Source organism: Cognatiluteimonas profundi (genome assembly GCF_009792795.1).
Classification (GTDB): Bacteria; Pseudomonadota; Gammaproteobacteria; order Xanthomonadales; family Xanthomonadaceae; genus Cognatiluteimonas; species Cognatiluteimonas profundi.
In genome coordinates this window covers 233253-257949 of record NZ_VKHQ01000003.1, presented here as the reverse complement: position 1 = coordinate 257949, position 24697 = coordinate 233253, and the positions used below count along the sequence as shown (strand labels likewise).

Here is a 24697-nt window from a genome sequence, read left to right as displayed (position 1 = left end):
TGCCGTCTACAGCGCCGGCTTCCAGTCGGCGCTGGTCATTCGCCAGTCCCCCGATTGCAGTCGCCAGCCTGTGCGCACGTCGTACAGGTTGGCTTCGCCTGGAAGACCCGCGCCGGGACCGCCAGTCAGTGCGGCGCTGAACTCGACGGTCGCATGATCCGGTGCACGCGCGGACGGTGACAGCACGATGTGCAGTGGCCCCACGGTCGCACCCACCGTCGGATGCTGCAGGAATGACAACTGCGCCAAACGGACGGCTGCTTCCCGATCCATGCCATCGGGACCGATGAAGTCATCGGCAAGCAACTCCCTGATGGCTCCGGCCTGTCGCGCCTCCACCGATGACTGCAATGCCGCAACGGCTTGTCGCAACGACTGCTCGGGAGGTGTGCGCGCACAGTTGGCCAGCAGCAATGCAAGCACGCACGCTGCCAACCCTGCCGCCAGGATGCCTGCACTGCGCCGGGTGGTTCGCGTTCGCATGGTCCTGCCTCGCATGGTGAAACCCGCGCGGGGGAAAGGCCCGGCGCCGCCTTGCCAGCCCCCGGAGCCTATGCTCCAATCGATTGCGACCATACGGCGTCGCATTGGTTGCGCGACGCAATCATGACAGGGGAAATCGATGGACTCACGCCCGTGGCTCGCACACTACCCGGCTGGTGTTCCGGCTGAGATCGACGTCGATGAATTCCCCTCGATCGTTTCCGTGCTGGAGCGTGCGATCGAGCTGTATCGCGACAAGCCGGCATTCGCCAACCTCGGGAAGACCCTCACCTACGCCGACGTCGATCGACTCAGCGGGCAACTGGCCGCATACCTCGTCGGTGAGCTGCAACTGAAGAAGGGCGATCGCGTCGCGATCATGCTGCCCAACTGCCTGCAGTACCCGATCTCGACGTTCGGCATCCTGCGCGCCGGGCTGACGGTGGTCAACGTCAATCCGCTATACACCCCACGCGAACTGCGCCACCAGCTTGTCGATGCCGGCGTCAGCGCGATCATCGTCCTGGACAACTTCGCACACACCGTACAGAGCGTCATCGATGACATCCCGTCGATGAAGGTCATCACCAGTGGACTCGGCGACATGGTGGGCGCGAAGGGCGTCGCCGTGAACTTCGTGCTCAAGTACATCAAGCGGATGGTCCCCGACTACGACATACCCGGGAACGTCCGCTTCCGGGATGCGTTGGCGCAAGGCCAGCGGCATCCGCTGCCGGAGCCAACCTGCCTGCCAGGCGACATCGCGTTCCTGCAGTACACCGGCGGCACCACCGGTGTTGCGAAGGGCGCGATGCTCACGCACCGCAACCTCGTGGCGAACATGCAGCAAGCGGCGGCCTGGATCGGCACGGCCCTGCGCCCCGGCGAAGAACTGATCGTGACCGCGTTGCCGCTGTATCACATCTTCGCGTTGACGGCGAACGGTCTCGTCTTCATGAAACTCGGAGGCTTGAACTACCTCATCACCAATCCCCGGGACATGCCTGGTTTCGTGAAGGAGCTTTCGCACATTCCGTTCACCGCCATCACCGGCGTCAACACCCTGTTCAACGGGCTGCTCAATACGCCCGGATTCGAACGCGTCGATTTTTCCCATCTGAAAATGACGCTTGGTGGCGGGATGGCCGTACAGCGCTCGGTCGCCGAGCGCTGGAAACAGGTGACGGGCTGCACACTGATCGAAGCCTACGGGTTGACCGAAACCTCCCCGGCCGCGTGCATCAATCCGATGGACCTCCCGGCCTACAACGGCTCCATCGGCTTGCCCGTGCCGTCGACGGATGCCTGCATCAAGGACGAAGGCGGCAACCACCTTCCGCCGGACATGGTGGGTGAACTCTGCATCAAGGGCCCGCAGGTCATGCTGGGCTACTGGCACCGTCCTGATGAGACCGCGGAAGTCATGGACGACGAAGGCTGGTTGCACACCGGCGACATGGCGCGGATGGACGAGCAGGGATTCTTCTACATCGTCGATCGCAAGAAGGACATGATCCTGGTCTCGGGCTTCAACGTGTATCCCAACGAAATCGAGGACGTGATCGCGATGATGCCGGGCGTGCTGGAGGTTGCGGCCGTCGGCGTGCCGGACGAGAAATCCGGGGAAGCGGTCAAGGTCGTCATCGTCAGGAAGGATCCCTCGCTGACCGAGGAGCAGGTCAAGGCCCATGCCCGCGAGTACCTCACTGGCTACAAGCACCCCCGGTACGTGGAATTCCGTACCGAACTCCCCAAGACCAACGTGGGCAAGATCCTGCGGCGCGAGCTTCGGGAGCCGTCGCCGGCCCGCTGACGGCTTTCCTCCAGCCTTCTCTTGCCCATTCGGAACCGGCGCCCTTGCGGGCGCGTCCGTTTAGATGCATAGAGGTCGGTGTCGGACGCACCCACCTTGCCAAGGCCGTCCCGTAACGCGACCGACCGGGCGGCCCACCCCCTCGGAGATACCCCAATGTCTGTGGTCCAACCCCTGTTTCGCCCTGATGGGAAAACCCTGCGTATCACCGAAGACCATGCTCGCGGGGTGTCCTGGTGCAACATGCATGCACACTTGGCCAGGACGCCTGGCCGCGCATGTTTCTCGAGCCGATTGATCGACGATATCCTGGTTTACCAGCGTGACCTTGGCAGCCGGCTCAATGCGCTTCGGCAGGAACAACCAGGTCGACTGCAACACGTCGTGCTGGCGTCCGATAGCGATGCCTTCAACCTGGGTGGCGACCTTGAGTTGTTCAGTCGGCTGATCCGCACGGGCAACCGCCACGATCTGTTCGCCTACGCAAAGCGTTGCGTCATGGGCGTCCACGCGTTCCATGCAGGACTCGATGCCGGTGCCCATACCATCGCACTGGTGCAGGGCGATGCATTGGGAGGCGGCTTCGAGGCAGCGTTGAGCTGCCACACCATCGTCGCCGAGGAAGACGTGCTGATGGGACTTCCCGAGGTATTGTTCGACCTGTTTCCGGGAATGGGCGCGTATTCATTCCTTTGTGAGCGCATTGCCCCACATGCGGCCGAACGCTTGATGCTTGAAGGCACCGTCTACACCAGCCAGGAACTCCACCGCATGGGCCTGGTTGACGTGCTTGCGCCCAAGGGCCAGGGAGCGCAGGCAGTCGAAGAAGTCATCAGGAGCAACAACCGGATCGCCCACGCCCGGGCTGCGATGCATCGCGTTCGTGCGTTGCGACCATCGTCCACATTCGACGAGCTGATGAAGATCACCGAAGTGTGGGTCGATACCGCACTGCAACTGGGGGACAAGTCGTTGCGCACGATGGATCGCCTGGTGCGTGCGCAAAGTCGACGTGCAGGGGTAGCCAACTTCTAGGGGAAATCAGGGGGAGTGTTCGCCCCCGTCCTTCACGCTGCGTGCTTGCTGGCGAGCATCAAGCGCTCGCTTTCCTTCGGCCAGGCGCTCGGAAATGCCGCGCAGCCTGGCCGCCCACTCGCCCGCGATTTGCCGCTGGGAAACCTGCATCAATTCCCCGCTCACCGCGGCGAGTTTGATCAGTCCCAGGTTTCCCGCGACCCCCTTGAGGGCGTGCGCCTGCTCGCGCACCTGCTCCCAGTCGGCGTCCGCGCCAGCGTGGGTCAAGGCTTCCATGCAGATGTCGGCATCAACGATGCATTGCGCAATGAAGTCGCGTTCAAATTCCGCCCCGAGGCCGATGGCGCCGAGCTCATCGAGGACCGCGCTGTCGAAGACACCATCCAGGCTTGACGCGACCCGCGTTACGGCAGCACCTATCCCGGCCGGGTCAGCCGGTCGCTCCCCGGACGCGACCTCGGCAAGCGTATCGAGCAGGCGCGCCGTCGAAAGCGGCTTCGCCAGGAATGCGCGTGCACCCGCCTGCTCGCAGGCCTTGATCGAGTCCGGGGTGACGTCGGCGCTGAGGACGATGACGGGGGTGCGACGGCCTCCGCCGGCTTCCATCACCCGCAATTGCTTCATGAGGTCCAAACCGCTGATCCCCGGCATGTGCAGGTCGACAATCACCGTGTCGTAGTCGGCACTGGCCAGCAGGTCCAGAACCTGCTCCCCGCCCTCGACGCAGGTCACCCGATGCCCGGCTTTTTGCAGCAATCGCTGCAGGACCATCCGATTGGCGGCATGGTCGTCCGCAACGAGAACGGACAAACCCCGGACACGTGCGCGATGCCGCAGGAAGGGGTTCGCAAATGCAATGACATTTTCGGAAGGATTGTCGAGGTGCTCCCCGGCGTCATCATGCAGCCAGGCTTGTCCTTCTTTCGGCACACCATCGTTCGTGCGGATCGCAGGTGCGTCGACTCGCCCCAGTGGGAGCTCCACCCAGAACCGCGTGCCCTGCCGCTCGGTGCTTTCGAAGCCAATCGTGCCGCCCATCGCCTCCGTCAGGCTCTTTGCAATGGTGGTCCCCAGGCCGGTGCCACCATGGCGGCGGTTCAAGCCCGCGTCTGCTTGTTCGAATGCCTCGAACAGGCGTTTGCTGGCCGACATCGGTATGCCGATCCCGGTGTCCGTGACGACGAATCGCAGGCGCGCGGTTCGCTCGTCGAGGCCCGTGAGCATCAAGTCGAGCCTGACGGAACCTGCCTCGGTGAACTTGATCGCGTTCCCGGCGAGGTTGATCAGAACCTGGCGCAACAGGCCCATGTCGCCTCGCAGGACCAGCGGAATGTCCTCAGCGACATTGTCGATGTAGCGCAAGTGCTTGATACGGGCCTGAGGCTCCAGGATCAGGCCGATGCCCTTCACCAGGTCGCGGGGTGAGAATTCCGTGGGATTGAGCTTGAGTTTTCCAGCCTCGATCGCTGAAATGTCGAGGACGTCCTCAACCAGGGCGAGCAGCGTTCGCGCGGAAGCCTGGATGGTGTTGAGGCACTCACGTTGTTCCGCATCCAGTCGCGTCGTGCCCAATAGTTCCGACATTCCGGCCAGGCCATTCAATGGCGTGCGGAACTCATGGCTCATGTTCGCAAGGAACTGGCTTTTTGCCTGATTGGCGCGACGCGCATCGGTGATTGCGCGATTCAAGGCATTGAGTAGCGAGTCGAAGTACAGCGGGACCGCTGCAAGCCCGATCAGCAATCCCCACGACAGATACGGGTTGTGACGCCAATAGGGCGATATCGCGATCACGACTGCGAAAGACGCTGTTGCCAATGCGGTAGCCGCCCTTAGATAGCCGCTGCCATAGCGCATGCCGTTGCCGATCGTCACCCAGAGGAGCACGGCATAGAGGGGCGATGCCTGGGCACCCTCCAGGCACATGATCGCGCCGATCGCCGCGTAGTCGGCGAGCATCCCGACGCAACGCCGCGGGTGTGAAATGCCAGGCTGGCGCAATATCGCTGCAAGCAGGATCAACGCCGTGGCGAGTTCGCCCAGCAGGATCAACCAGGTGAAATGTACGGTTGAGTTGCCCGCCTGCTGGTATTGCCACCCCATGTACGAGGAAAACAGCGCGGTGATGATGATGCGCACGATGTCCTGTGCATGTTCGCTGTCCGGTCGTCCGGACAACCGGGTCTTGACGAAGGAAAAGACCGAGGCCATGGCCTAGGGCGCGCCGGCGACGAGGGTCCGCAAAGCATGCTGCGCGCAAATTGCATCAAGCCGCTCGCGACTGCGCAACACGATGTCCACGCAGCGCGGATCGAACAGCACGCCGCGCTGCTCGACCAGATGGGCGAGCGCATCGTCCAGCGTCCAGCGCGCCCGGTACGGCCGCGGCGATATCAGCGCATCAAGGACGTCCGCAACCGCGACGATGCGCGCCGCGACGGGGATCGCATCACCCGCCAGTCCGTCCGGGTAACCGCTGCCGTCGTAACGTTCCTGGTGACGGAGGGCAATCACCGCGCCCATCTGGATGAATCGGTTCTGGCTGTTGCCGAGCAACTGGTGGCCGATGACCGGATGGCGGCGCATGACGCGCGTCTCCTCCTCGTCCAGCGAGCCCGGCTTGAGCAGCACCGCGTCTGGGATGGCGATCTTGCCAATGTCGTGCAAAGGCGCGGCGAGTTCGATGAGCCGCACATCCTCCTCGGATAGATCCATGCCCTCGGCGATCAGGCCGGCGAACGCAGCCATGCGTTCGAGGTACGCGCTGGTGCCGACATCGCGAAGCTCGATGGCAGCGGCCAGGCGAGACAGCGTCTCGCGCTCGCGCTCTTCCACCTCGTGCATGCTCGACAACAGCCGCTGCTCCAGGGACAGGGCGCGCTGTTTCACGGACTCGGACTGCTGGCGCAGCTGCAGCAGGTTTCGGCATCGGGCACGCAGTTCGCGCGGACGCACCGGCTTGACCAGGAAATCGATCACGCCGGCATCCAGGGCCGCCTGTCGGACGGGCTCGTCGCCGACGACCGTCACCAGCACGATCGGGACGTCGCGATGGACCAGGGGCCGGCGAAACCGCCTGGCGAACTCGAGGCCATCCATGCCGGGCATGCGGTAGTCGAGCAGCAGCAGGTCGGGGCGGTTCTCGTCGCACCACGCCAGAGCCGCCTGCGGATCGCTGAAGTCGACGACCCGCAACTCGGAACCGATGTCCTCCAGGATGTGGCGAAGCATCGTCCGCGCGGACGTCTGGTCATCCACGATCACGATATTCAACGAGTGATCCCATTGCATTGGCGCGCGAATTGCATGCAGGGCCATGGCGGAGTCCTCACCGTGACGAAGAGCAGCGACCGACTTCCGCCCGGAAAACGAGTCCTGCGACAGCACCGATCTGAAACTGGATACGCGGAATAACGGGTGCGACGGCCAGATCATGCCTGATCGGCGCGGGGTATACCTGCTAATTCGACCCACTTCCTGCCATGGGCCGCATGTAGGGAAAGAGCAGTACGTCACGAATCGATGCGGAATCCGTCAACAGCATCACCAGGCGGTCGATTCCGACCCCCAGGCCACCGGTCGGCGGCAATCCCGTCTCGAGCGCCCGGATGTAATCGGCATCGTAATGCATGGCTTCCTCGTCCCCCCCCGCCTTGGCGTCGACCTGCGCCTGGAACCTTGCCGCCTGGTCCTCCGGGTCGTTCAATTCCGAGAAGCCGTTGGCGAGTTCCTTGCCGCCGACGAACAGCTCGAAACGGTCGGTGATGCCGGGTTCCGTGTCCGACTCGCGCGCCAGTGGCGACACCTCGACCGGGTAATGCGTGATGAAAGTCGGCTGGACGAGATCGCCCTCGACCGTTTTTTCGAAGATCTCCAGCAACAACTTGCCCCATCCGTATCCGGGCTTGACCGGAATACGCAAGCGCTCGCAATGCCGGGCCAGCGCGTCGCGGTCCCGGCAATCCGCGGCACTGATCGACGGATTGACCTCGCGCACGGCGTCTTCCATTTTCCAGCGGCGGAAACGCGGCCCCAGGTCGATGGCGTTGCCTTCCCACTCCACTGCCGTGCGGCCGAGCGTCTCCTGCGCGACATCGCGGATCATCGACTCGGTGAGATCCATCACCTCGTCGTACGTTGCGTAGGCTTCGTACAACTCGAGCATCGTGAACTCGGGGTTGTGACGCGTGCTCACGCCCTCGTTGCGGAAATTGCGATTGATCTCGTAGACCCGCTCGAAGCCGCCCACCACCAGCCGCTTGAGGTAGAGCTCCGGAGCGACCCGCAGGTACAGGTCCAGGTCCAGCGCATTGTGATGGGTCGTGAACGGCTTGGCCGTGGCTCCGCCCGCAACGTAATGCATCATCGGCGTCTCGACCTCGAGGAAGCGTCGCGCGTCGAGCCAGCGCCGCAACGCGGCGATGATGCGCGAGCGCAGCACGAAGACCTCGCGCACGTCCGGCGAAACGATCAGGTCGACGTAGCGCTGGCGATAGCGTTGCTCGACGTCGCTCAAGCCATGCCACTTGTCCGGCAGCGGTCGCAGCGACTTGGTCATCAGGCGCAAGGCGTCGGCCCGGACCGACAACTCGCCGGTCTTCGTGCGCATCAGGGTGCCGGTGGCGGCGACGATGTCGCCAACGTCCCAGCCCTTGAAGGCCTCGTACTGCTCACCCAAGGTGGCGGATTGCAGGAACAACTGGATCCGGCCGCTCATGTCCTGGATCTGCGCGAACGCCGCCTTGCCCATGACCCGCTTGGCCAGCAGGCGGCCTGCGATCGAAACCGGTACCGCCTCGGCTTCCAGCGCTTCGCCAGTCCAGCGCGCGGCATCGCCGTAGCTGGCCTGCAGGTCCGCCGCGTAGTCGGAGCGACGGAAATCATTCGGGAATGCAACGCCCTGCCGGCGCAACGCGGCCAGCTTGCCGCGGCGCTCGGCGATCAGGTGGTTCTCTTCGACGCCGCTGGTATCAGCCGGGGCGGAAGCGGGTTTGTCGGTCATTGCGAGGCCTGGATATCGGGAAGCGACGTGATCGATGGCGGTGAGGAAAGACTACACGGCATCCGATCGCCGGGAGCCCGCCTCCAGGCCGGATTTCAGGCTTGCCTCGATGAATTCGTCGAGGTCGCCGTCCAGCACCTTCTGCGTATCCGTGCGCTCGATCCCGGTGCGCAGATCCTTGATCCGGGATTGATCGAGGACATAGTTGCGGATCTGGCTGCCCCACCCGATGTCCGACTTGGTCGCTTCGAGCGCGTCCTTTTCCACGTTGCGCTTCTGGACTTCGAGCTCGTACAACTTCGCCGCCAGCATCTTCATCGCGGTATCGCGGTTGGCATGCTGGCTGCGGCCGGTCTGGCACGCGACCACCGTGTTGGTCGGGATGTGCGTGATGCGCACCGCCGACTCGGTCTTGTTGACGTGCTGGCCACCAGCGCCCGAGGAGCGATAGACATCGGTGCGCAGGTCGGCGGGATTGATCTCGATGTCGATGTCGTCCTCCACCTCCGGCGAGACGAACACCGAGGTGAAGCTCGTATGGCGACGATTGTCGGAGTCGAAGGGCGACTTCCGGACCAGGCGATGCACGCCGATTTCGGTCTTCAGCCAGCCATAGGCGTAATCGCCTTCAACCCGGAAGGTCGCCGACTTGATGCCGGCGACATCGCCGCCGGACACTTCCATCAACTCGGTCTTCCAGCCCCGCGACTCGCACCAGCGCAGGTACATGCGCAGCAGCATCTCGGCCCAGTCCTGCGCCTCGGTGCCACCGGCACCGGCCTGGATGTCGACGAACGCGGAATGCGAATCCATCTTCCCGGAAAACATGCGCTGGAATTCCAGCGTGTCCACGCCGCGCGCATAACGCTCGACATCCTTGCTGATGGCGTCGGCGGTTTCCTGGTCGTCCTCGGCCTCGACCAGGTCGAGCAGTTCCGCGGCGCCCTCCAGGCCTTCGGTCAGTTCGCGGATGCCATTGACGGTCTTGTCCAGCAGGGACCGCTCGCGCCCTAATGCCTGGGCGCGCGCGGAATCGTTCCAGATGTCGGGATGTTCAAGTTCGCGGATGACTTCTTCCAGCCGCTCGACCTTGGCATCGTAGTCAAAGATACCCCCGGAGCGATGCGAGCCGGCTGCTGAGCTCGGAGATGCGATGGCGAAGGGGATTGAGCTCGATCATGGATGGAAAATCGTTGGTTGCGTGGCGCAAATTCTAACAGTTCGGCATTGCCGCCTCGCGCGGGCGAGCGTCCGGATCCGCTTCGGCAAGGTCCTGGCGGTGCACGACGACGAGTTGTATGGAATCCCCACCCCGGTAGTCGTCCGGGACAAGACGATAGGCCAAGTGCACGGAGGACGCGGGTGCCCGCCCCTGCCATCCGCCGAACTCGATGGCATTGATCCGCATGCCCTGCATCGAGAGCTCCATTTTCAGGTGGCGCTCGCCGACGATGCGCCACGACAGCACATCGAACCGGCCGTCGAACAGTGGCTCCGGATAGGCCTGGCCCCAAGGGCCGCCATCGCGAAGGCACTCCGCGATCGCGCGGGAAAATTCGTCCGGCTGCAACTCGCCATCGGTGACGACTTCGGCCTGCAACAACTCCGGGGCCAGCAGTCGCTCGATAGCCTCGCGCAGGGCCGCCTCGAACCTGGGAAAAGCCTCGATCGACAGGCTCAGGCCCGCCGCCATCGCATGGCCGCCGAACCGCTCGATCAAGCCCGGATGTGCCGAGTCGACCGCGGCAAGGGCGTCGCGGATATGGAAGCCCGGGATCGAACGAGCGGAGCCACGCAATTGCGCGCTGCCCGGTTCCGACGGCGCGAAGGCGAAGGCTGGACGATGCAGGCGCTCCTTCAGCCGCGATGCCACCAGGCCCACGACGCCGGGATGCCACTGCGCATCGAACAGGCAGACCACCGACGGTGCAACGCCATCCAGCGAGACCCGGGCCAATGCGGCCTCCGCCTCGTCGGTCATCTGCTGCTGGACCGCGCGACGCTCGCCATTGATCGCATGCAGCAAGCTGGCGAGTTCGCGCGCTTCGCCGGGATCGTCGCTGAGCAGGCAGGCAATGCCCAGGGACATGTCATCCAGCCGCCCGGCTGCGTTGATGCGCGGTGCGAGTGCAAAGCCGATGTCACCGGCGGTCAGCAGGCGCACGTCGCGACCGGCCACCTCGGCCAGTGCACGCAGTCCGACGCAACCCTTGCCGGATCGAAGGCGCCGCAGGCCGGCACCGACCAGGGCGCGATTGTTCTGGTCCAGCGGAACCAGGTCGGCGACCGTTCCCACGGCGACGAGATCCAGCAGTGTCGCCAGGTCCGGTTCGGCTTGCGCCGCGAATCGTCCGGCGTCCCGCAGGCGTCGACGCAGGGCGAGCAGCACATAGAACATCACGCCCACGCCGGCGAGCATCTTGCTGGGGAAACCATCGCCAGACAGGTTTGGATTGACGATGGCGTCGGCGGGCGGAAGCATTGGCCCCGGCAGGTGGTGATCGGTGACGAGTACCTGCCAGCCCCGCGCCTTCGCCGCGGCGATTCCCGCATGGCAGGCGATGCCATGGTCGACCGTGACGATGAGATCGGGCGCGAGTGCGGCGAGATCGTCCACCAGGTGCGGGGACAGTCCGTAACCATGCGTGACCCGGTTCGGCACGGCATGGGAGACATGGCGCGCGCCGAGCAGTCGCAGGCCGCGCACACCCACCGCACAAGCCGTTGCGCCGTCGCAATCAAAGTCTCCGACGACCACGATGTGCCGATCCGACGCGATGGCCGCCTCCAGCAGCGCGGTCGCAGCATCCAGTCCACCCAGCAGCCGCGGATCGAGCAGTTGCGCGAGCGCAGGTTGCGCCTGCTCCGGGCTGAAGGCGCCGCGCAGCTCATGGATGCGCCGCAGCACCGGTGGCATCTGCGCAGGCCACTCTCCGACTGCTGCTGCGGTGCGTCGACGCACAGTGGGAATGCTCATTGCCTCGGATCCATTGCCGCCGTGGGCGCCAGGGCTGCAGTGTCACGGCCTTGCCAAGGCTTGCGCCAGAAACGCCAGCGTTGATGTCGCAGCAGGAGGAACCGCATGCCGTCCTCGAAGTCCAGCACGATGGAATCCACCTTGCCGTCGCCCATCGCCTGGATGGCCGGCAGGATCCAGCCCAACGCCACTTCATCCATGTGGCGCACCGATCGCAGGTCGACCAGGGTCGACAGCGTTGGTGGCGACCACCGTCCCGGGAGCGGCTGCGTCGACATCACTGTTGCTGCCATCGCAAGGGAACGCAGCGTGGCGTCGTCGGTGCGCACGTCGGCATATGCCGTCGACACCCGGCTGGGAAGTGTTCCGCCACCCCAGAACCACAACGAATTGATCGGCGGCCTTCCCGCTGCGATGCGTTGCGCATTGCGCGGATGGTTGTGCAGCACGATCTGCGCGTCGTTCAACAGGGCGCGCCAGCGTCGGGACGTGACGCCGGCCTCTTCCGCCTTGCCGGGCAGGTGGTCGAAGACATCGGTGCCGAGTGCCTCGGATGGATCCACGAACACCGGCAACGGTGTGTCCCGCGGCAGCTGCAGGTACCAGCGCGACGGAGTCGGGGCATCCAGCGCAAAGCCCGCATCGCCAAACAATGGCTGCAAGGCGGGCAGGAATGCATCGACATCGGCCTGTGCCACGCCGACACCGTCGCTGCATGCGAACAGCCGCGCACCCGTCATCTCCGGTCGCACCCAGGCGGGATCCGCGCGCACCCAGGCCGCGGTGCCTGCGTCGCCGGCATCCGCCTGTCGCGTGAGCGCGGCTGCGGGCCAGCCGCGCGGAAGCAGATCGAAATGCCGCAGCAGTTGCGCACGCTCCCCGGCCTCCCCGGACGGCAGGCGGGTCGCGCGACCCAGCACACTGGACAGCGCCGGCGGCCAGTCGCCGCCCAGGCGCGAACGCGCCGGAAGCAGCAAGGTCACCGGTGGCATGTCGGCTCGCCGTCAGGCTTCGTAACGAACGCCGACGATCTCGTACTCGCGCTGTCCCGCAGGCGCATCGATGACGATGACATCACCCTCGTGCTTGCCGATCAGGGCGCGCGCGACCGGCGACGAGATCGCCACCAGTCCATGCTTGATGTCCGCCTCCAGGTCGCCAACGATCTGGTAGGTCTTTTCCTCGTCCGTGTCCGTGTCGGCGAGGTCCACGGTGGCGCCGAAGACGACCTTCTTGCCGACGTCGAGCGTGGCGATGTCGATCACCTGCGCATTCGACAGCTCGGCTTCCAGCTGCTTGATGCGCCCTTCGATGAAGCTCTGCTGGTCACGCGCGGCGTGGTATTCCGCGTTCTCCTTGAGGTCGCCGTGGGCACGCGCCTCGGCGATCGCGGCGATGACGGCGGGCCGCTTCACGGACTTCAATTCTTCCAGCTCGGTGCGCAGGCGCTGTGCGCCCTTGACGGTCAACGGCGCTCTCATCGTGATGTCCTTGTGTGATTGCGCATGGCGTCAGCAAGACTCCAGTTCGGCGTGCAGCTCCTGCAGCGACCAGACGGGCCCGCTGTCGCGGAAATCCAGCGAGTGCAGCAGCGCCTTGGCGCCGGCGATGGTCGTTGAATAGGTGACGCGATGCTGCAGGGCTTCGCGCCGGATCGAGAACGAATCGGAGATCGCCTGGCGGCCTTCGGTCGTGTTGACGATATACGCGATCTCGCCGTTCTTGATCAGGTCGACGATGTGGGGGCGGCCCTCGATGACCTTGTTGATCAACTCGCAGGCCAGCCCCTGCTCGCGCAGGAACGTGCCGGTGCCGCGCGTGGCGACCAGCGTGTAGCCACGACGCACCAGGTCATGCGCCACCGGCAGCACCCGCGTCTTGTCGGGATCGCGCACCGAGATGAAGGCCTTGCCCGTGCCTGGCGCCTTGATGCTCGCCGCTTCCTCGGCGCGGGCGAACGCCGCTCCAAAGCTGCGGCCGACACCCATCACCTCGCCCGTCGAGCGCATCTCCGGGCCGAGGATGGGATCCACGCCCTGGAACTTCGCGAAAGGGAAGATCGCTTCCTTCACGGAGAAGTAGTCGGGCACGATTTCGCCGCTGACGCCCTGCTCGGCCAGCGTCATGCCGGCCATGCAGCGCGCGGCGATCTTGGCCAGCGGTCGCCCCGTCGCCTTGGACACGAAGGGAACCGTGCGCGAGGCACGTGGATTCACTTCGAGCAGGAAGATCCTGTCCTCGCCATCGGGGCCCGTCTGCACGGCGAATTGCGTGTTCATCAGGCCGATGACGTTGAGTGCCTTGGCCAGTGCGATCACCTGCTCGCGCAATGCGGCCTGGGTCGCCGGCGAGAGCGAGTACGGCGGCAACGAGCAGGAAGAGTCGCCGGAATGCACGCCCGCCTCCTCGATGTGCTCCATCACCCCGCCGATCAGCACGTTGCCGTCCTTGTCGGCGATGACGTCGATGTCGACCTCGACGGCGTTGTCCAGGAACCGGTCCAGCAGGACGGGCGAATCGTTGGAAACCTTGACCGCGTCGCGGATGTATCGCGACAGGTCGGCGTCGGAATGCACGACTTCCATCGCGCGCCCGCCGAGCACGTAGCTGGGACGCACCACCAGCGGATACCCGATCTCACGCGCGAGCGTCAACGCTTCATCGGGATTGCGCGCGGTGCGGTTGGACGGCTGCGCGAGGCCCAGCTTCGTGACGAGCTGCTGGAAGCGCTCGCGATCCTCGGCCAGGTCGATCGATTCCGGCGACGTGCCGATGATCGGCACGCCGTTGGCTTCCAGCGCCTGCGCCAGCTTGAGTGGCGTCTGCCCGCCGTATTGCACGATCACGCCAACCGGCTGTTCGACCTCGACGATCTCCAGCACGTCCTCGAGCGTCAGCGACTCGAAATACAGGCGGTCGGATGTGTCGTAATCGGTCGACACGGTTTCCGGATTGCAGTTGACCATGATGGTTTCATAGCCATCCTCGCGCAGCGCAAGCGCCGCATGCACGCAGCAGTAATCGAACTCGATGCCCTGCCCGATCCGGTTGGGCCCGCCGCCCAGCACCATGATTTTCCTGCGGTCGGTCGGATTGGCCTCGCACTCGTCCTCGTAGGTCGAGTACAGGTAAGCCGTCGTCGTCGCGAATTCGGCCGCACAGGAATCCACGCGCTTGTAGACGGGTCGCACGCCGAAGGCCTTGCGCAGCGCCCGCAGCGCCGATTCGCTCGTTCCGGTCAGCTGGGCCAGGCGCGCATCGGAGAAGCCCTTGCGCTTGAGATGGCGCAGGCGGCGCGCGTCGAGCGCATCCAGTCCACCGGACACGACGTCGCCTTCGATCGCGACGAGTTCCTCGATCTGGTCGAGGAACCACGGATCGACGAACGACAACGCGTGCACCGCCTCGACGCTCATGCCGGCGCGGAAGGCATCGCCCAGGAAGAACACACGCTCGGGACCGGCCTCCTTGACCTCGCGCCGCAGGGTTGCCAGGTCGGCGTCATCGGCTAGATCCAAGCCCGTCGGATCGAGGCCGACCTTGCCGGTCTCCAGTCCGCGGAGCGCCTTCTGCAGCGATTCCTGGAACGTGCGGCCGATCGCCATGACCTCGCCGACCGACTTCATCTGCGTCGTCAGGCGCGCGTCGGCGGCGGGGAATTTCTCGAACGCGAAGCGCGGGATCTTGGTGACGACGTAGTCGATGCTGGGCTCGAACGACGCCGGCGTCAGTCCGCCGGTGATTTCGTTCTTGAGCTCGTCGAGCGTGTAGCCGACCGCGAGCTTGGCCGCGACCTTGGCGATCGGGAATCCCGTGGCCTTGGAGGCGAGCGCCGAGGATCGCGACACGCGCGGATTCATCTCGATCACGACCACGCGCCCGGTCTGCGCATTGATGCCGAACTGCACGTTGCTGCCGCCGGTATCCACGCCGATCTTGCGCAACACCGCGATGGATGCATCGCGCAGGCGCTGGTATTCCTTGTCGGTGAGCGTCTGCGCCGGGGCGACCGTGATCGAGTCGCCGGTATGCACGCCCATCGGATCGAGGTTCTCGATGGAGCAGACGATGATGCAGTTGTCCGCGGTGTCGCGGACGACCTCCATCTCGAATTCCTTCCAGCCCAGCACCGATTCCTCGACGAGGACCTCGCTGGTCGGCGACAACTCGAGCCCGCGGCTCACGATGTCGATGAGTTCCTCGCGGTTGTAGGCGATGCCGCCGCCACTGCCGCCGAGCGTGAAGCTGGGGCGGATGATCGTCGGGTATCCGACGGTCGCCTGGATCTCGATCGCCTGTTCCAGCGATCGCGCGACCTCGGCCTTGGGGCAATCCAGGCCGATCTCGGCCATCGCCACGCGGAAGAGTTCGCGGTCCTCGGCCATGCGGATGGCTTCACGCGATGCGCCGATCAACTCGACGCCGTATTGCTCGAGTACGCCGTGGTCGGCGAGGTCCAGCGCGCAGTTCAGCGCGGTCTGTCCGCCCATCGTCGGCAACAACGCATCGGGCTTTTCCTTGGCGATGATCTTCTCGACCGTCTTCCAGTTGATCGGCTCGATGTACACCGCGTCGGCCATGTCCGGGTCGGTCATGATCGTCGCCGGGTTGCTGTTGACCAGCACGACGCGGTAGCCCTCGTCGCGCAGCGCCTTGCAGGCCTGGGCGCCGGAGTAATCGAATTCACAGGCCTGGCCGATCACGATCGGGCCGGCGCCGATGATCAGGACGGTCTTGATGTCGGTGCGCTTTGGCATGTCAGCGCGCCTCCATCGACGCCACGAATCGATCGAAGAGATAACTCACGTCGTGCGGCCCGGGACTGGCCTCGGGATGGCCCTGGAACGAAAACGCCGGCGCATCCGTCAACTCCAGCCCCTGGTTGCTGCCGTCGAACAATGATCGGTGGGTCACGCGCACGTTCGCGGGCAAGGTGGCCTCGTCGACCGCGAAGCCATGGTTCTGGCTGGTGATGAGCACGCGCCCGGTGTCCAGGTCGATGACCGGATGATTGGCGCCGTGGTGGCCGAACTTCATCTTCAACGTCTTCGCCCCGACGGCAAGCCCGAGCAGTTGGTGGCCCAGGCAGATTCCGTATGTCGGGATCTTCCGGGCGATGAACTCGCCGATCGCGGCGATCGCGTAATCGCAGGGCTCCGGATCACCCGGACCGTTGGACAGGAAGATGCCGTCGGGCTTCAACGCGAGTGCGTCGGCGGCGGAAGTCTGGGCGGGAACGACGGTGACGTCACAGCCGCGCTCGGCGAGCATGCGCAGGATGTTGATCTTGGTGCCGAAGTCGTACGCGACCACGCGGAACTTCGACGGCGCCTCGATGAAGGCATTGCTGTCCAGGTCGAGCTGGCCACCCGTCCATCGATACGATTCGCGGACGCTGACTTCCTTCGCCAGGTCCATGCCCTTGAGGCCCGGGAACTTGCGCGCGGCTTCCAGCGCCACGTCGACGTCGATCGCGTCGCCAGCCATCACGGCTCCACCCTGCGCACCGCGGTCGCGCAGCAGGCGGGTCAGCTTGCGGGTATCGATGCCGCTGATCGCGACGACGCCCCGCTGCTGCAGCCATTCCGGCAGCGCCACCTCATTGCGCCAGCTCGATGGCCGGCGCGGGACGTCCCGGACGATCAGGCCGGCAGCCCAGGCGCGCGTCGACTCATCGTCTGCCGCGTTGCAGCCGGTGTTGCCGATGTGCGGATAGGTCAGCGTGACCAGCTGGCGCGCGTAGGAGGGATCGGTGAGGATTTCCTGGTAGCCGGTCATCGCGGTGTTGAACACCACTTCGCCCACTGCCAGTCCGGATGCGCCGACGGAGTCACCCTCGAACACGGTGCCGTCTTCGAGGACAAGGATTGCGGGCTGGGTCACGGGCATCGCCTAGGTGGGTTGGAATCCGCCTCGATTGCGGGCCGCACGTGAGCGCAGGCTGCAGCAAAGCGCGGACGCGGCGTGGAGCCGGTCCGAGCTGGCGAGGAGGAGGCCAGGAAAGGGAAACAGGGCGAGCGGGAATTCTACCGGCGCGAGGCCGCCCGCGCCACCCGCGATCAGTCGAGAATGTCGCCGATCCGGTACAGGCCGGGGCCACGTCCCGCCAGCCTGGAGGCGGCATGCAGGGCTCCGCGCGCGAATATCTCGCGGCTGCCGGCACGGTGGACCAGTTCGATCCGTTCACCCACGCCCGTGAACTGGACCGTGTGCTCCCCGACGATATCTCCCGCACGCAGCGACGCATACCGCGGCAGTGCCCCGCCCTGCTCCGCGGCCTCGCCCAGCGACAACGCGGTCCCCGACGGGGCGTCCAGCTTGTTGCGGTGGTGGGCCTCGACGATGTCGCAGTCCCAGTCCGGCAGGGCGCGTGCCGCCCTTTCGACGAGGTCGGCCAGCACGGCGACGCCCAGGCTGAAATTGGAGGCCCACAGCACGGGAATGCCTGCCGCAGCGGCCTGCAGGGCGTGCTTCTGGGCAGCATCCAGACCGGTGGTGCCGGAAACCAGCGCGGCTGCGCGCTGGACGCACAGGGCGAGGATCTGGCTGAAACCGTCGGGTCGGCTGAAATCGATGGCCACGTCGAACGCCGGCAGGCCCTCCAGCTCCCGTGCGCTGAACCTGGGGATGCCGTCGACCACACGCTGGTCGACGCTCGCGGACACCGCGGCGACGATCTCCAGCAGGTCATCGGTGGCGGCAAGCCGCACAAGGGCTTCGCCCATGCGCCCAGTGGCGCCATGGATGACGACACGAAGGCGCGGCCGGACAGGGGTTGCGGGTGTACTCATCAATGCAGGCTAGCCGGTTACGAGCGGGTTGGACAACGCCATATGGCGCACTGCCGGTCTGCACCGGTGGTTCCGGCGACCCCTGCGCGTTGTCATGTAACTAAACAAGACAAACCGGTTACATGACACCAATCATGCTTTGGATTTGACCGCGCGCTCACGCCTTAACGGTTTTCATACCGTGGATCGCTGGCGTTCGCGCCCGGCGATTGAGCTGGCGCGGATTGCGCCGGTCGAACGCGATCAGCACCTGGCACATCCACGCTGATCGGTTGCCCGTGCTGGATGTAGCTCGTCGGTGCCGGACGGATTCGGCACAAGAGGATGTCATGAGCCAGGTATCCCGTCGCATTTTCCTCAAGGGCGCAGCCGCGATGCCCTTGGCATTGTGGGTGGCGCGCTACGCCAATGCCGCCGACCCGGTCGTGCGCTACGACATCGCCAGCCCCAACGGGGCCGCGATGATGGAGATCTACGCCAATTCGGTTCAGCAGATGCAGGCCATGGGGCCGGACAACCCATTGAGCTGGATGTGGCAGTGGTATACGCATTTCGTCGACGGCACGACGACCAAGGCCAACGAGATCGCCCGCATTTTCGGAACCACGGTGACGCCGACAAGCTCGCTGGCGACGGAAATGTGGAATACCTGCCAGTCGCATTCGGGACAGAACGCGAACAACTTCCTGCCGTGGCACCGCATGTTCCTGTTCTTCTTCGAGAACATCGTCCGCCAGGTGAGCGGCCATCCGGAATTCGCGGTGCCGTACTGGAATTACGTCTCGGCCGACCCCGCATTGCGCGGCGTCCTGCCGCTGCAGTTCCGCCTCAAGGACGACGCCACCTACAGCGTCCTGTACCGGCCCAACCGCACCTTGCTGGCCAATAGCGGCCAACCGATCCAGAAGAACCAGGCCGCCGATCCGATGGACATCAGCACGGCGATGGCCAAGACCGCTTACAGCACGGTCGGCGCGGTACAGGGTTTCTGTCGCGCCATCGATTCGGGCATCCACGGAGCCATCCATGTGCTGGTTGGAAACAAGACCAACATGGGCGCGGTCCCATACGCCGCCCGCGACCCCCTGTTCTGGGTGCATCACTCCAGCATCGATCGGATGTGGGTGAGCTGGAACGCAAATGGGGGCGTCAATCCCTCCACGGTCGCATGGGCCAGGCAGCCATTCGTCTTTGCCGACCCGCAAGGCCAGCGCGTCTCAAGCAGGCTGCTGGATTACTTCAGCACCGAACCCCTCGGGTACACCTACGATGCTTTGATTCCGCCCGCAGTGAGTCCCGCGACGACACTCGCCGCGACCGCGACGACCGCCACCCGGAGCACCGGCACGAAACCGCAATCTGTGGCAAAGGCGCAAACCGCCGCCGAACTCGGTTCCCGGCCCGTGCACGCAAGACTGGTCCCGCTTGCGGGCGCACCGACGACGACGGTCCTGGGCCTGAATCCGGCGCAGCCCCAAAAGCACGCCTACCTGGTGCTCAAGGACCTGCATACCTGGAAGCAGCCTGAAGTCCTGTACGACGTCTACCTCACGCCCGTCACTGGCGGCCGGTTGGGCAGGGAAAGCCATGTCGGGAGCATCAATTTCTTCGACGCGGAATTCCATGACCACGGAAACGGCGCCATGGCCGAAGCCCTCGGCGAGAACTTCTACAGCTTCGACGTGACCCGGCTATTGCAGGGCATCGCGAGAAGCGGAAATCCGAATGCCCGGTACGGTCTGCTCGTGACCTTCGTGCCTGGGGGCACGCCAACCGCGGGGGCGAAGCCACTCGTGGCCACGATCGAACTCGTCATCCAGTAACTCCGGGAATGACGGATCGCCACACGTCCACTGCACCGCCAGGCCGCGCCGTCGCTTGTGATGGCGCGCCTGCGTGCAATCCACTCCAACACAGCCCCGAGTGGCGCCCGCGATGCTGGCGCCGCCGCAGAAGGAAAGCCGCATGTCCTCGATAACCCGCCGAACCCTGCTGAAGGGCGCCGCCGCCATGCCCATGGCCCTTGGACTGTCGCCGCTCGCACGTGCAGCCGACCTGAAGGTGCGCTACGACATCGCCAGCCCGGACGGCCAGGCCATGCTCGCCATCTACGCCGACGCCGTCTACAAGATGCAGGCGCTGGGCCCTGACAATCCCATGAGCTGGATGTGGCAGTGGTATACGCATTTCGTCAACGGCACCACGACCAAGGCCGACGAGATCACCCGCATCTTCGGCACCGATGTGACGCCGCAGAGTTCGCTTGCGAACGAAACCTGGGATACCTGCCAGTCGCACTCCGGGCAGAACTCGAACAACTTCCTGCCCTGGCATCGGTTGTTCGTCTTCTACTTCGAGCGGATCGTGCGCCAGGTCGGCGGGCATCCCGAGTTCACGCTGCCCTATTGGGACTACACCTCGACCGATCCGGCAAAGCGTGGCGTCGTGCCTGAAGCATTCCGGCTGCCCGACGACCCGATCTACGGATCACTGTATCGACCCGATCGCGGCACGCTCGCCAACAGTGGCGAGCCGATCCAGAAATACCAGGCCGGCGATCCGATGGACATCACCGACGCCATGCTGAAGACGACCTACAGCACGGTCGACAGCGTGCAGGGTTTGTGTCGCGCCATCGATTCGGGCATCCATGGCCGCATCCACGTGCTGGTCGGCACCAAGAGCGACATGGGGGCGGTTCCCTATGCCTGCCAGGACCCGCTGTTCTGGGTGCACCACAGCAACATCGACCGGATGTGGGCCAGCTGGAACAAGAATGGCAACAAGAACCCGACGCTGGGGACACCGGAAACGGCCTGGGCCAATCAGATGTTCGTGTTCGCCGATGCCAACGGTGTCCGCGTGGCGCGCAAGCTGTCGTTCGCGTTCAGCGCATTGAACCTGGGCTACTCGTACGACGCGTTCATTCCCAAGCCGACGCCGCCCCCGGCCGCACCCGCCACCTTGGCTGCCGCAAGCGCAACGACACTGCTGGGCGCATCCACCTCGAGCAGGCCAGGCAAGAAGGCCGAGCATGTCGCCAGATCGGCGGCGCCAGCCGCGCTTGGCGCAACAGCGATGCATGTGTCCCTGCAGCCCCTCGCGGGAACCCCGCAGACGGCGGTCCTTGGCCTGGATCCCAACCAGCCCGACAAGTGCACCTACCTGGTGGTCAAGGACCTGCATACCTGGTCCCAGCCCGAAGTCCTCTACCACGTCTACCTCACTCCCGCAGGCGGACAGCCGAGGCTCACCCGGCAGGCATACGCGGGCAACATCAACTTCTTCGACGCCGAATTCCATGATCACGGGCATGGCGCGATGGGCGCCGCCATTGGCGAGAATTTCTACAGCTTCGATGTCACCGAGATACTCAAGAGGATTGCGCTCAGCGGAAACCACAACGCGCGCGATGCATTGTTCGTGACCTTCGTTCCTGGCGGCAAACCGACTCCCGGCGGCAAGCCGATCGTTTCCACGATCGAGCTGGTTCGTCAGTAGCGACAGCAACCGTATTTGAAGAAAGGGCCGCAGATGCGGCCCTTTCCTTTACTGGAACGCTCTCCCGACGCGCGCATGCCTGCTGCTTCGGCCAGGCACCTGGCTGCAGGTGGCGAAGTCGGCGTCGCCCACCAGCGATCAAGATGATGGCCGAGGCTGCAAGCGCGATATCGAGCGCGACAGTCATCGCAGTGTCGCGCCACAATGAAACATCAATGCGCACCAATACACTGCGCTTTTGATCTGCATCAATTCCATCCGCGGGCAAGCTCCGAAAGTGACATCCGCTGCGCCGATGAATGACATCGGAGTCATCCGCGCAGCGATGGATTTCGGAGGAACACACCATGGAATGCTGCCCCTCACCCTGTGACTCGACCGCAATCCTGATTCCCCGCAGGGACGTGCTCAAGGCGTTCGCGGCCGCTCCGCTGGCACTTGGGCTGTCGCCCGTGGCCGAAGCCGCAACACTGAAGGTCCGCTACGACGCCGCGAGCTCGAAGGGCCAGGAAATGCTGGCGATCTATGCCGCCGCCGTGCCCAGGATGCAAGCGCTCGGGCCCACCCACCCGATGAGCTGGATGTGGCAGTGGTACACCCATTTCGTGGACGGCAGCACGACGAAAACAGCTGAGATGTCCCGCATCTTCGGCTCCAATCCATCCACGCTGAAGACCCTGGCCAACGACACCTGGGACACCTGCCAGCCGCACTCGGGCCAGAACTACAACAATTTCTTCCCGTGGCACCGGCTGTTCGTCTACTACTTCGAGCGCATCGTGCGGCAGGTCAGCGGCCGGTCGGATTTCACCCTGCCCTACTGGGATTACACCTCAAGCGACCCGGCGAAACGCGGCGTGCTGCCGCCGCAGTTCATCCTTCCCGATGACCCTGTCTTCGGCAGCCTTTACCGGCCGGAGCGCTCTTCGCTGGCCAACAGCGGGCTGCCGATCCAGCAAGGTCAACCCGGTGACCCGATGGATATCTCCGACGCCTTGCTGAAAACGACCTACAGCAATGTCAACAGCGTGCAGGGCTTCTGTCGCGCCATCGACTCCGGCATCCACGGTCGCATCCACGTACTTGTCGGCAACGGCGACGGCATGGGCACGGTTCCATACGCGTGCAACGACCCGCTGTTCTGGGTGCATCACAGCAACATCGACCGCATGTGGGCCAGCTGGAACAGGACCGGCGGCAAGAATCCAACCACCGCGCCATGGGCCAGCGCGTCCTTCGTATTCGCCGACGTGAAGGGCGTCAGGGCCACGCGGAAGCTGAGCAGCGCATTCAACGCGGCGAACATGGGCTACACCTACGATGCGCTCATACCGCGCCCGGTGGCGCCGACGACCACGCTGGCCGCGACCAGCATGTTGTCCGGCACCGCCACGTTGACGGGCGGCTCCGCGCCACGACTGGTCGGCCAGGCGCGCGCCGGCGCGAACCTCGGCGCCAGCGCCGTGGATGTCGATCTGCTGCGAATTGCAGGCTCGCACGCGGCGTCCGTCCTTGGACTGGATGCGGCGCATCCCGAGCAGCGCTGCTACGTCGTGCTGAAGGGCCTCCACGCATGGGCCCAGCCCGAGGTCCTCTACCACCTGTACCTCAGGCCGGCACGCGCACAGCGGCTGCAGCCGGACAACTATGTCGGCAACATCAATTTCTTCGACGCCGAGTTCCATGACCACGGTGGCGGCGCGATGGCCGAAGCACTGGGAGAAAACTTCTACAGCTTCGACGTGACATCGATCCTGCAGCGGCTGGCCCGTAACAACGTGCATGCGCCGGACAGCCTGTTGCTCACCATCGTGCCGGGCGGTCGGCCGAACCCGAATGCAAAGCCACTGGTGGCATCGATGCAGTTGATCCGGCAATAACGCCGGGCTTGCGGCGGGGTGCGTCGATCGGCGCACCTCGATTTGCAGCAATGCCTCAGGAGACCATGCGATCCCAGAAGCCCTTGACGCCGTCGAGGAATGTCGATGACCTGGGCGAATGCCGGCGTGCGTTCTCTCCGGTGAAGGTCGCTTCGAACTGCTCCATCAGCACGCGTTGCTCGGAGGTGAGATTCACCGGCGTTTCGACCACGACCTTGCAGTACAGGTCGCCCGGCTTGCGGCTGCGGACCGACTTGACGCCCTTGTCGCGCAAGCGGAAGACCTTGCCTGTCTGGGTCTCGGCGGGAACGCGGATCTCCGCCTCGCCACCGAGTGTCGGCACCCGCACCGAATCGCCCAGCGCAGCCTGCGAAATGCGGATCGGCACGTCGCAATGCAGGTCGTCGCCGTCGCGCTCGAAGATCGGATGCGGACGCACCCGCACTTCGACGTAGAGATCGCCAGGCGGCGTTCCCGCCGGCCCGGCCTCGCCTTCGCCGGCCAGGCGGATGCGGTCGCCGTTGTCGACGCCCGCCGGGATCTTCACCGACAGGATCTTTTCTTCCTCGACGCGGCCGGCGCCGTGGCAGACCTTGCAGGGATTGGTGATGTTCTGGCCACGGCCGCCACAGTGCGGACAGGGCTGCTGCATGGTGAAGATGCCGCGCTGCATGCGCACCTGCCCGTGCCCGTGGCATGTCGCGCAGACACTGAGCTTGCCGTCCTCGGAGCCGGTGGACGCACAGGCGCCGCAACCGGCCAGCGTCGGGATCTCGATCTGCTTCTGGGTGCCTGCGACGGCGTCCTCCAGGTCGAGCTCCATCACGTAGCCGATGTCGGCACCGCGTCGCGCGCCGCGACCGGGCGCTCCGCCGCCAAAGATGTTGCCGAAGATGTCCCCGAAGATGTCGCCCATGTCGCCGAACCCGGCACCGGGCGCCTGGCCGCCGCCACCGTGCTCGAACGCGGCATGTCCGTGCGCGTCGTAGAGCCGCCGCTTGGACGGATCCGACAGGATTTCGTAGGCCTGCTTGCAGTCCTTGAACGCCTCCAGCGCCACCGCATCGTCGGGGTTGCGATCCGGATGGTGCTTCATCGCGCAGCGGCGATAAGCCTTCTTCAGTTCGTCGTCCGACGCGTCGCGGGCGACACCCAGGACTTCGTAATAGTCACGCTTGCTCATGGATGGATCCATTCCCCTGACGCAACAACGGG

At 64.9% G+C, this 24697-nt stretch carries 17 protein-coding genes; 5 read left to right on the top strand and 12 right to left on the bottom strand.

Translation table 11 applies throughout. From position 1 onward, the window contains the following. Nucleotides 1-6 precede the first annotated feature (6 nt). Nucleotides 7-483 carry a nuclear transport factor 2 family protein gene (locus GST15_RS03180; RefSeq protein WP_159015812.1) on the bottom strand — a complete coding sequence of 159 codons (477 nt, stop codon included), beginning with the start codon at nt 481-483 and terminating at the stop codon, nt 7-9. 139 nt (nt 484-622) lie between these two features. Here GST15_RS03180 and GST15_RS03175 point away from each other — a divergent pair, with 139 nt between their 5' ends. Together GST15_RS03175 and GST15_RS03170 are read left to right on the top strand one after the other, a co-directional pair. After that, the gene (locus GST15_RS03175; protein ID WP_159015811.1) at nt 623-2296 is read left to right on the top strand and encodes an AMP-binding protein; all 1674 of its coding nucleotides are present in this window, start codon (nt 623-625) and stop codon (nt 2294-2296) included. A 156-nt stretch (nt 2297-2452) separates the two neighbouring features. After that, a complete protein-coding gene (locus tag GST15_RS03170) occupies nt 2453-3331 on the top strand; it encodes a crotonase/enoyl-CoA hydratase family protein (protein ID WP_159016424.1) in 879 nt (292 codons plus the stop codon). Nucleotides 3332-3337: 6 nt separating this feature from the next. On the opposite strand, the gene GST15_RS03165 is transcribed toward GST15_RS03170, so the two are convergent. The 10 genes from GST15_RS03165 to dapB form a co-directional block, all read right to left on the bottom strand. Then, the gene (locus GST15_RS03165; RefSeq protein WP_159015810.1) at nt 3338-5542 is read right to left on the bottom strand and encodes an ATP-binding protein; all 2205 of its coding nucleotides are present in this window, start codon (nt 5540-5542) and stop codon (nt 3338-3340) included. A gap of 3 nt (nt 5543-5545) precedes the next feature. Then, nucleotides 5546-6649, bottom strand: coding sequence for an HD domain-containing phosphohydrolase (locus tag GST15_RS03160; protein WP_159015809.1), 1104 nt, complete (start codon nt 6647-6649; stop codon nt 5546-5548). 142 nt (nt 6650-6791) lie between these two features. Further along, on the bottom strand, nt 6792-8333 hold the full coding sequence (gene lysS, locus GST15_RS03155; RefSeq protein WP_159015808.1) for a lysine--tRNA ligase: 1542 nt from the start codon (nt 8331-8333) through the stop codon (nt 6792-6794). A gap of 51 nt (nt 8334-8384) precedes the next feature. Beyond that, a protein-coding gene (gene prfB, locus GST15_RS03150) for a peptide chain release factor 2 (protein WP_159015807.1) occupies nt 8385-9513 on the bottom strand; the annotation gives its coding sequence in 2 pieces (ribosomal slippage) (nt 8385-9437 and nt 9439-9513; 1128 coding nt in all). 33 nt (nt 9514-9546) lie between these two features. After that, a complete protein-coding gene (gene recJ, locus GST15_RS03145; RefSeq protein ID WP_159015806.1) occupies nt 9547-11310 on the bottom strand; it encodes a single-stranded-DNA-specific exonuclease RecJ in 1764 nt (587 codons plus the stop codon). Next, the gene (locus GST15_RS03140) at nt 11307-12302 is read right to left on the bottom strand and encodes a phosphoglycerate mutase (protein WP_159015805.1); all 996 of its coding nucleotides are present in this window, start codon (nt 12300-12302) and stop codon (nt 11307-11309) included. The genes recJ and GST15_RS03140 overlap by 4 nt, the downstream gene beginning before the upstream one ends. Before the next feature lie 12 nt (nt 12303-12314). Next, nucleotides 12315-12791, bottom strand: coding sequence for a transcription elongation factor GreA (greA, locus tag GST15_RS03135; RefSeq protein WP_159015804.1), 477 nt, complete (start codon nt 12789-12791; stop codon nt 12315-12317). 30 nt (nt 12792-12821) lie between these two features. Continuing rightward, nucleotides 12822-16067, bottom strand: a complete 3246-nt coding sequence (gene carB, locus GST15_RS03130; protein WP_159015803.1) for a carbamoyl-phosphate synthase large subunit — start codon at nt 16065-16067, stop codon at nt 12822-12824. 1 nt (nt 16068) lies between these two features. Continuing rightward, nucleotides 16069-17193: a glutamine-hydrolyzing carbamoyl-phosphate synthase small subunit gene (gene carA, locus GST15_RS03125; RefSeq protein WP_159015802.1), complete on the bottom strand. Its 1125-nt coding sequence runs from the start codon at nt 17191-17193 to the stop codon at nt 16069-16071. Between the two features lie 176 nt (nt 17194-17369). After that, nucleotides 17370-18101, bottom strand: a complete 732-nt coding sequence (gene dapB, locus GST15_RS03120) for a 4-hydroxy-tetrahydrodipicolinate reductase (protein WP_159015801.1) — start codon at nt 18099-18101, stop codon at nt 17370-17372. Between the two features lie 329 nt (nt 18102-18430). On the opposite strand from dapB, the gene GST15_RS03115 reads away from it, so the two are divergent. The 3 genes from GST15_RS03115 (at nt 18431) to GST15_RS03105 (ending at nt 23482) form a co-directional block, all read left to right on the top strand. Further along, nucleotides 18431-19924 carry a tyrosinase family protein gene (locus GST15_RS03115; RefSeq protein WP_159015800.1) on the top strand — a complete coding sequence of 498 codons (1494 nt, stop codon included), beginning with the start codon at nt 18431-18433 and terminating at the stop codon, nt 19922-19924. Nucleotides 19925-20066: 142 nt separating this feature from the next. Further along, nucleotides 20067-21602: a tyrosinase family protein gene (locus GST15_RS03110; RefSeq protein WP_159015799.1), complete on the top strand. Its 1536-nt coding sequence runs from the start codon at nt 20067-20069 to the stop codon at nt 21600-21602. A gap of 347 nt (nt 21603-21949) precedes the next feature. After that, nucleotides 21950-23482, top strand: a complete 1533-nt coding sequence (locus GST15_RS03105; RefSeq protein WP_159015798.1) for a tyrosinase family protein — start codon at nt 21950-21952, stop codon at nt 23480-23482. 55 nt (nt 23483-23537) lie between these two features. On the opposite strand, the gene dnaJ is transcribed toward GST15_RS03105, so the two are convergent. After that, the gene (gene dnaJ, locus GST15_RS03100) at nt 23538-24665 is read right to left on the bottom strand and encodes a molecular chaperone DnaJ (protein ID WP_159015797.1); all 1128 of its coding nucleotides are present in this window, start codon (nt 24663-24665) and stop codon (nt 23538-23540) included. Between the last annotated feature and the right edge of the window lie 32 nt (nt 24666-24697).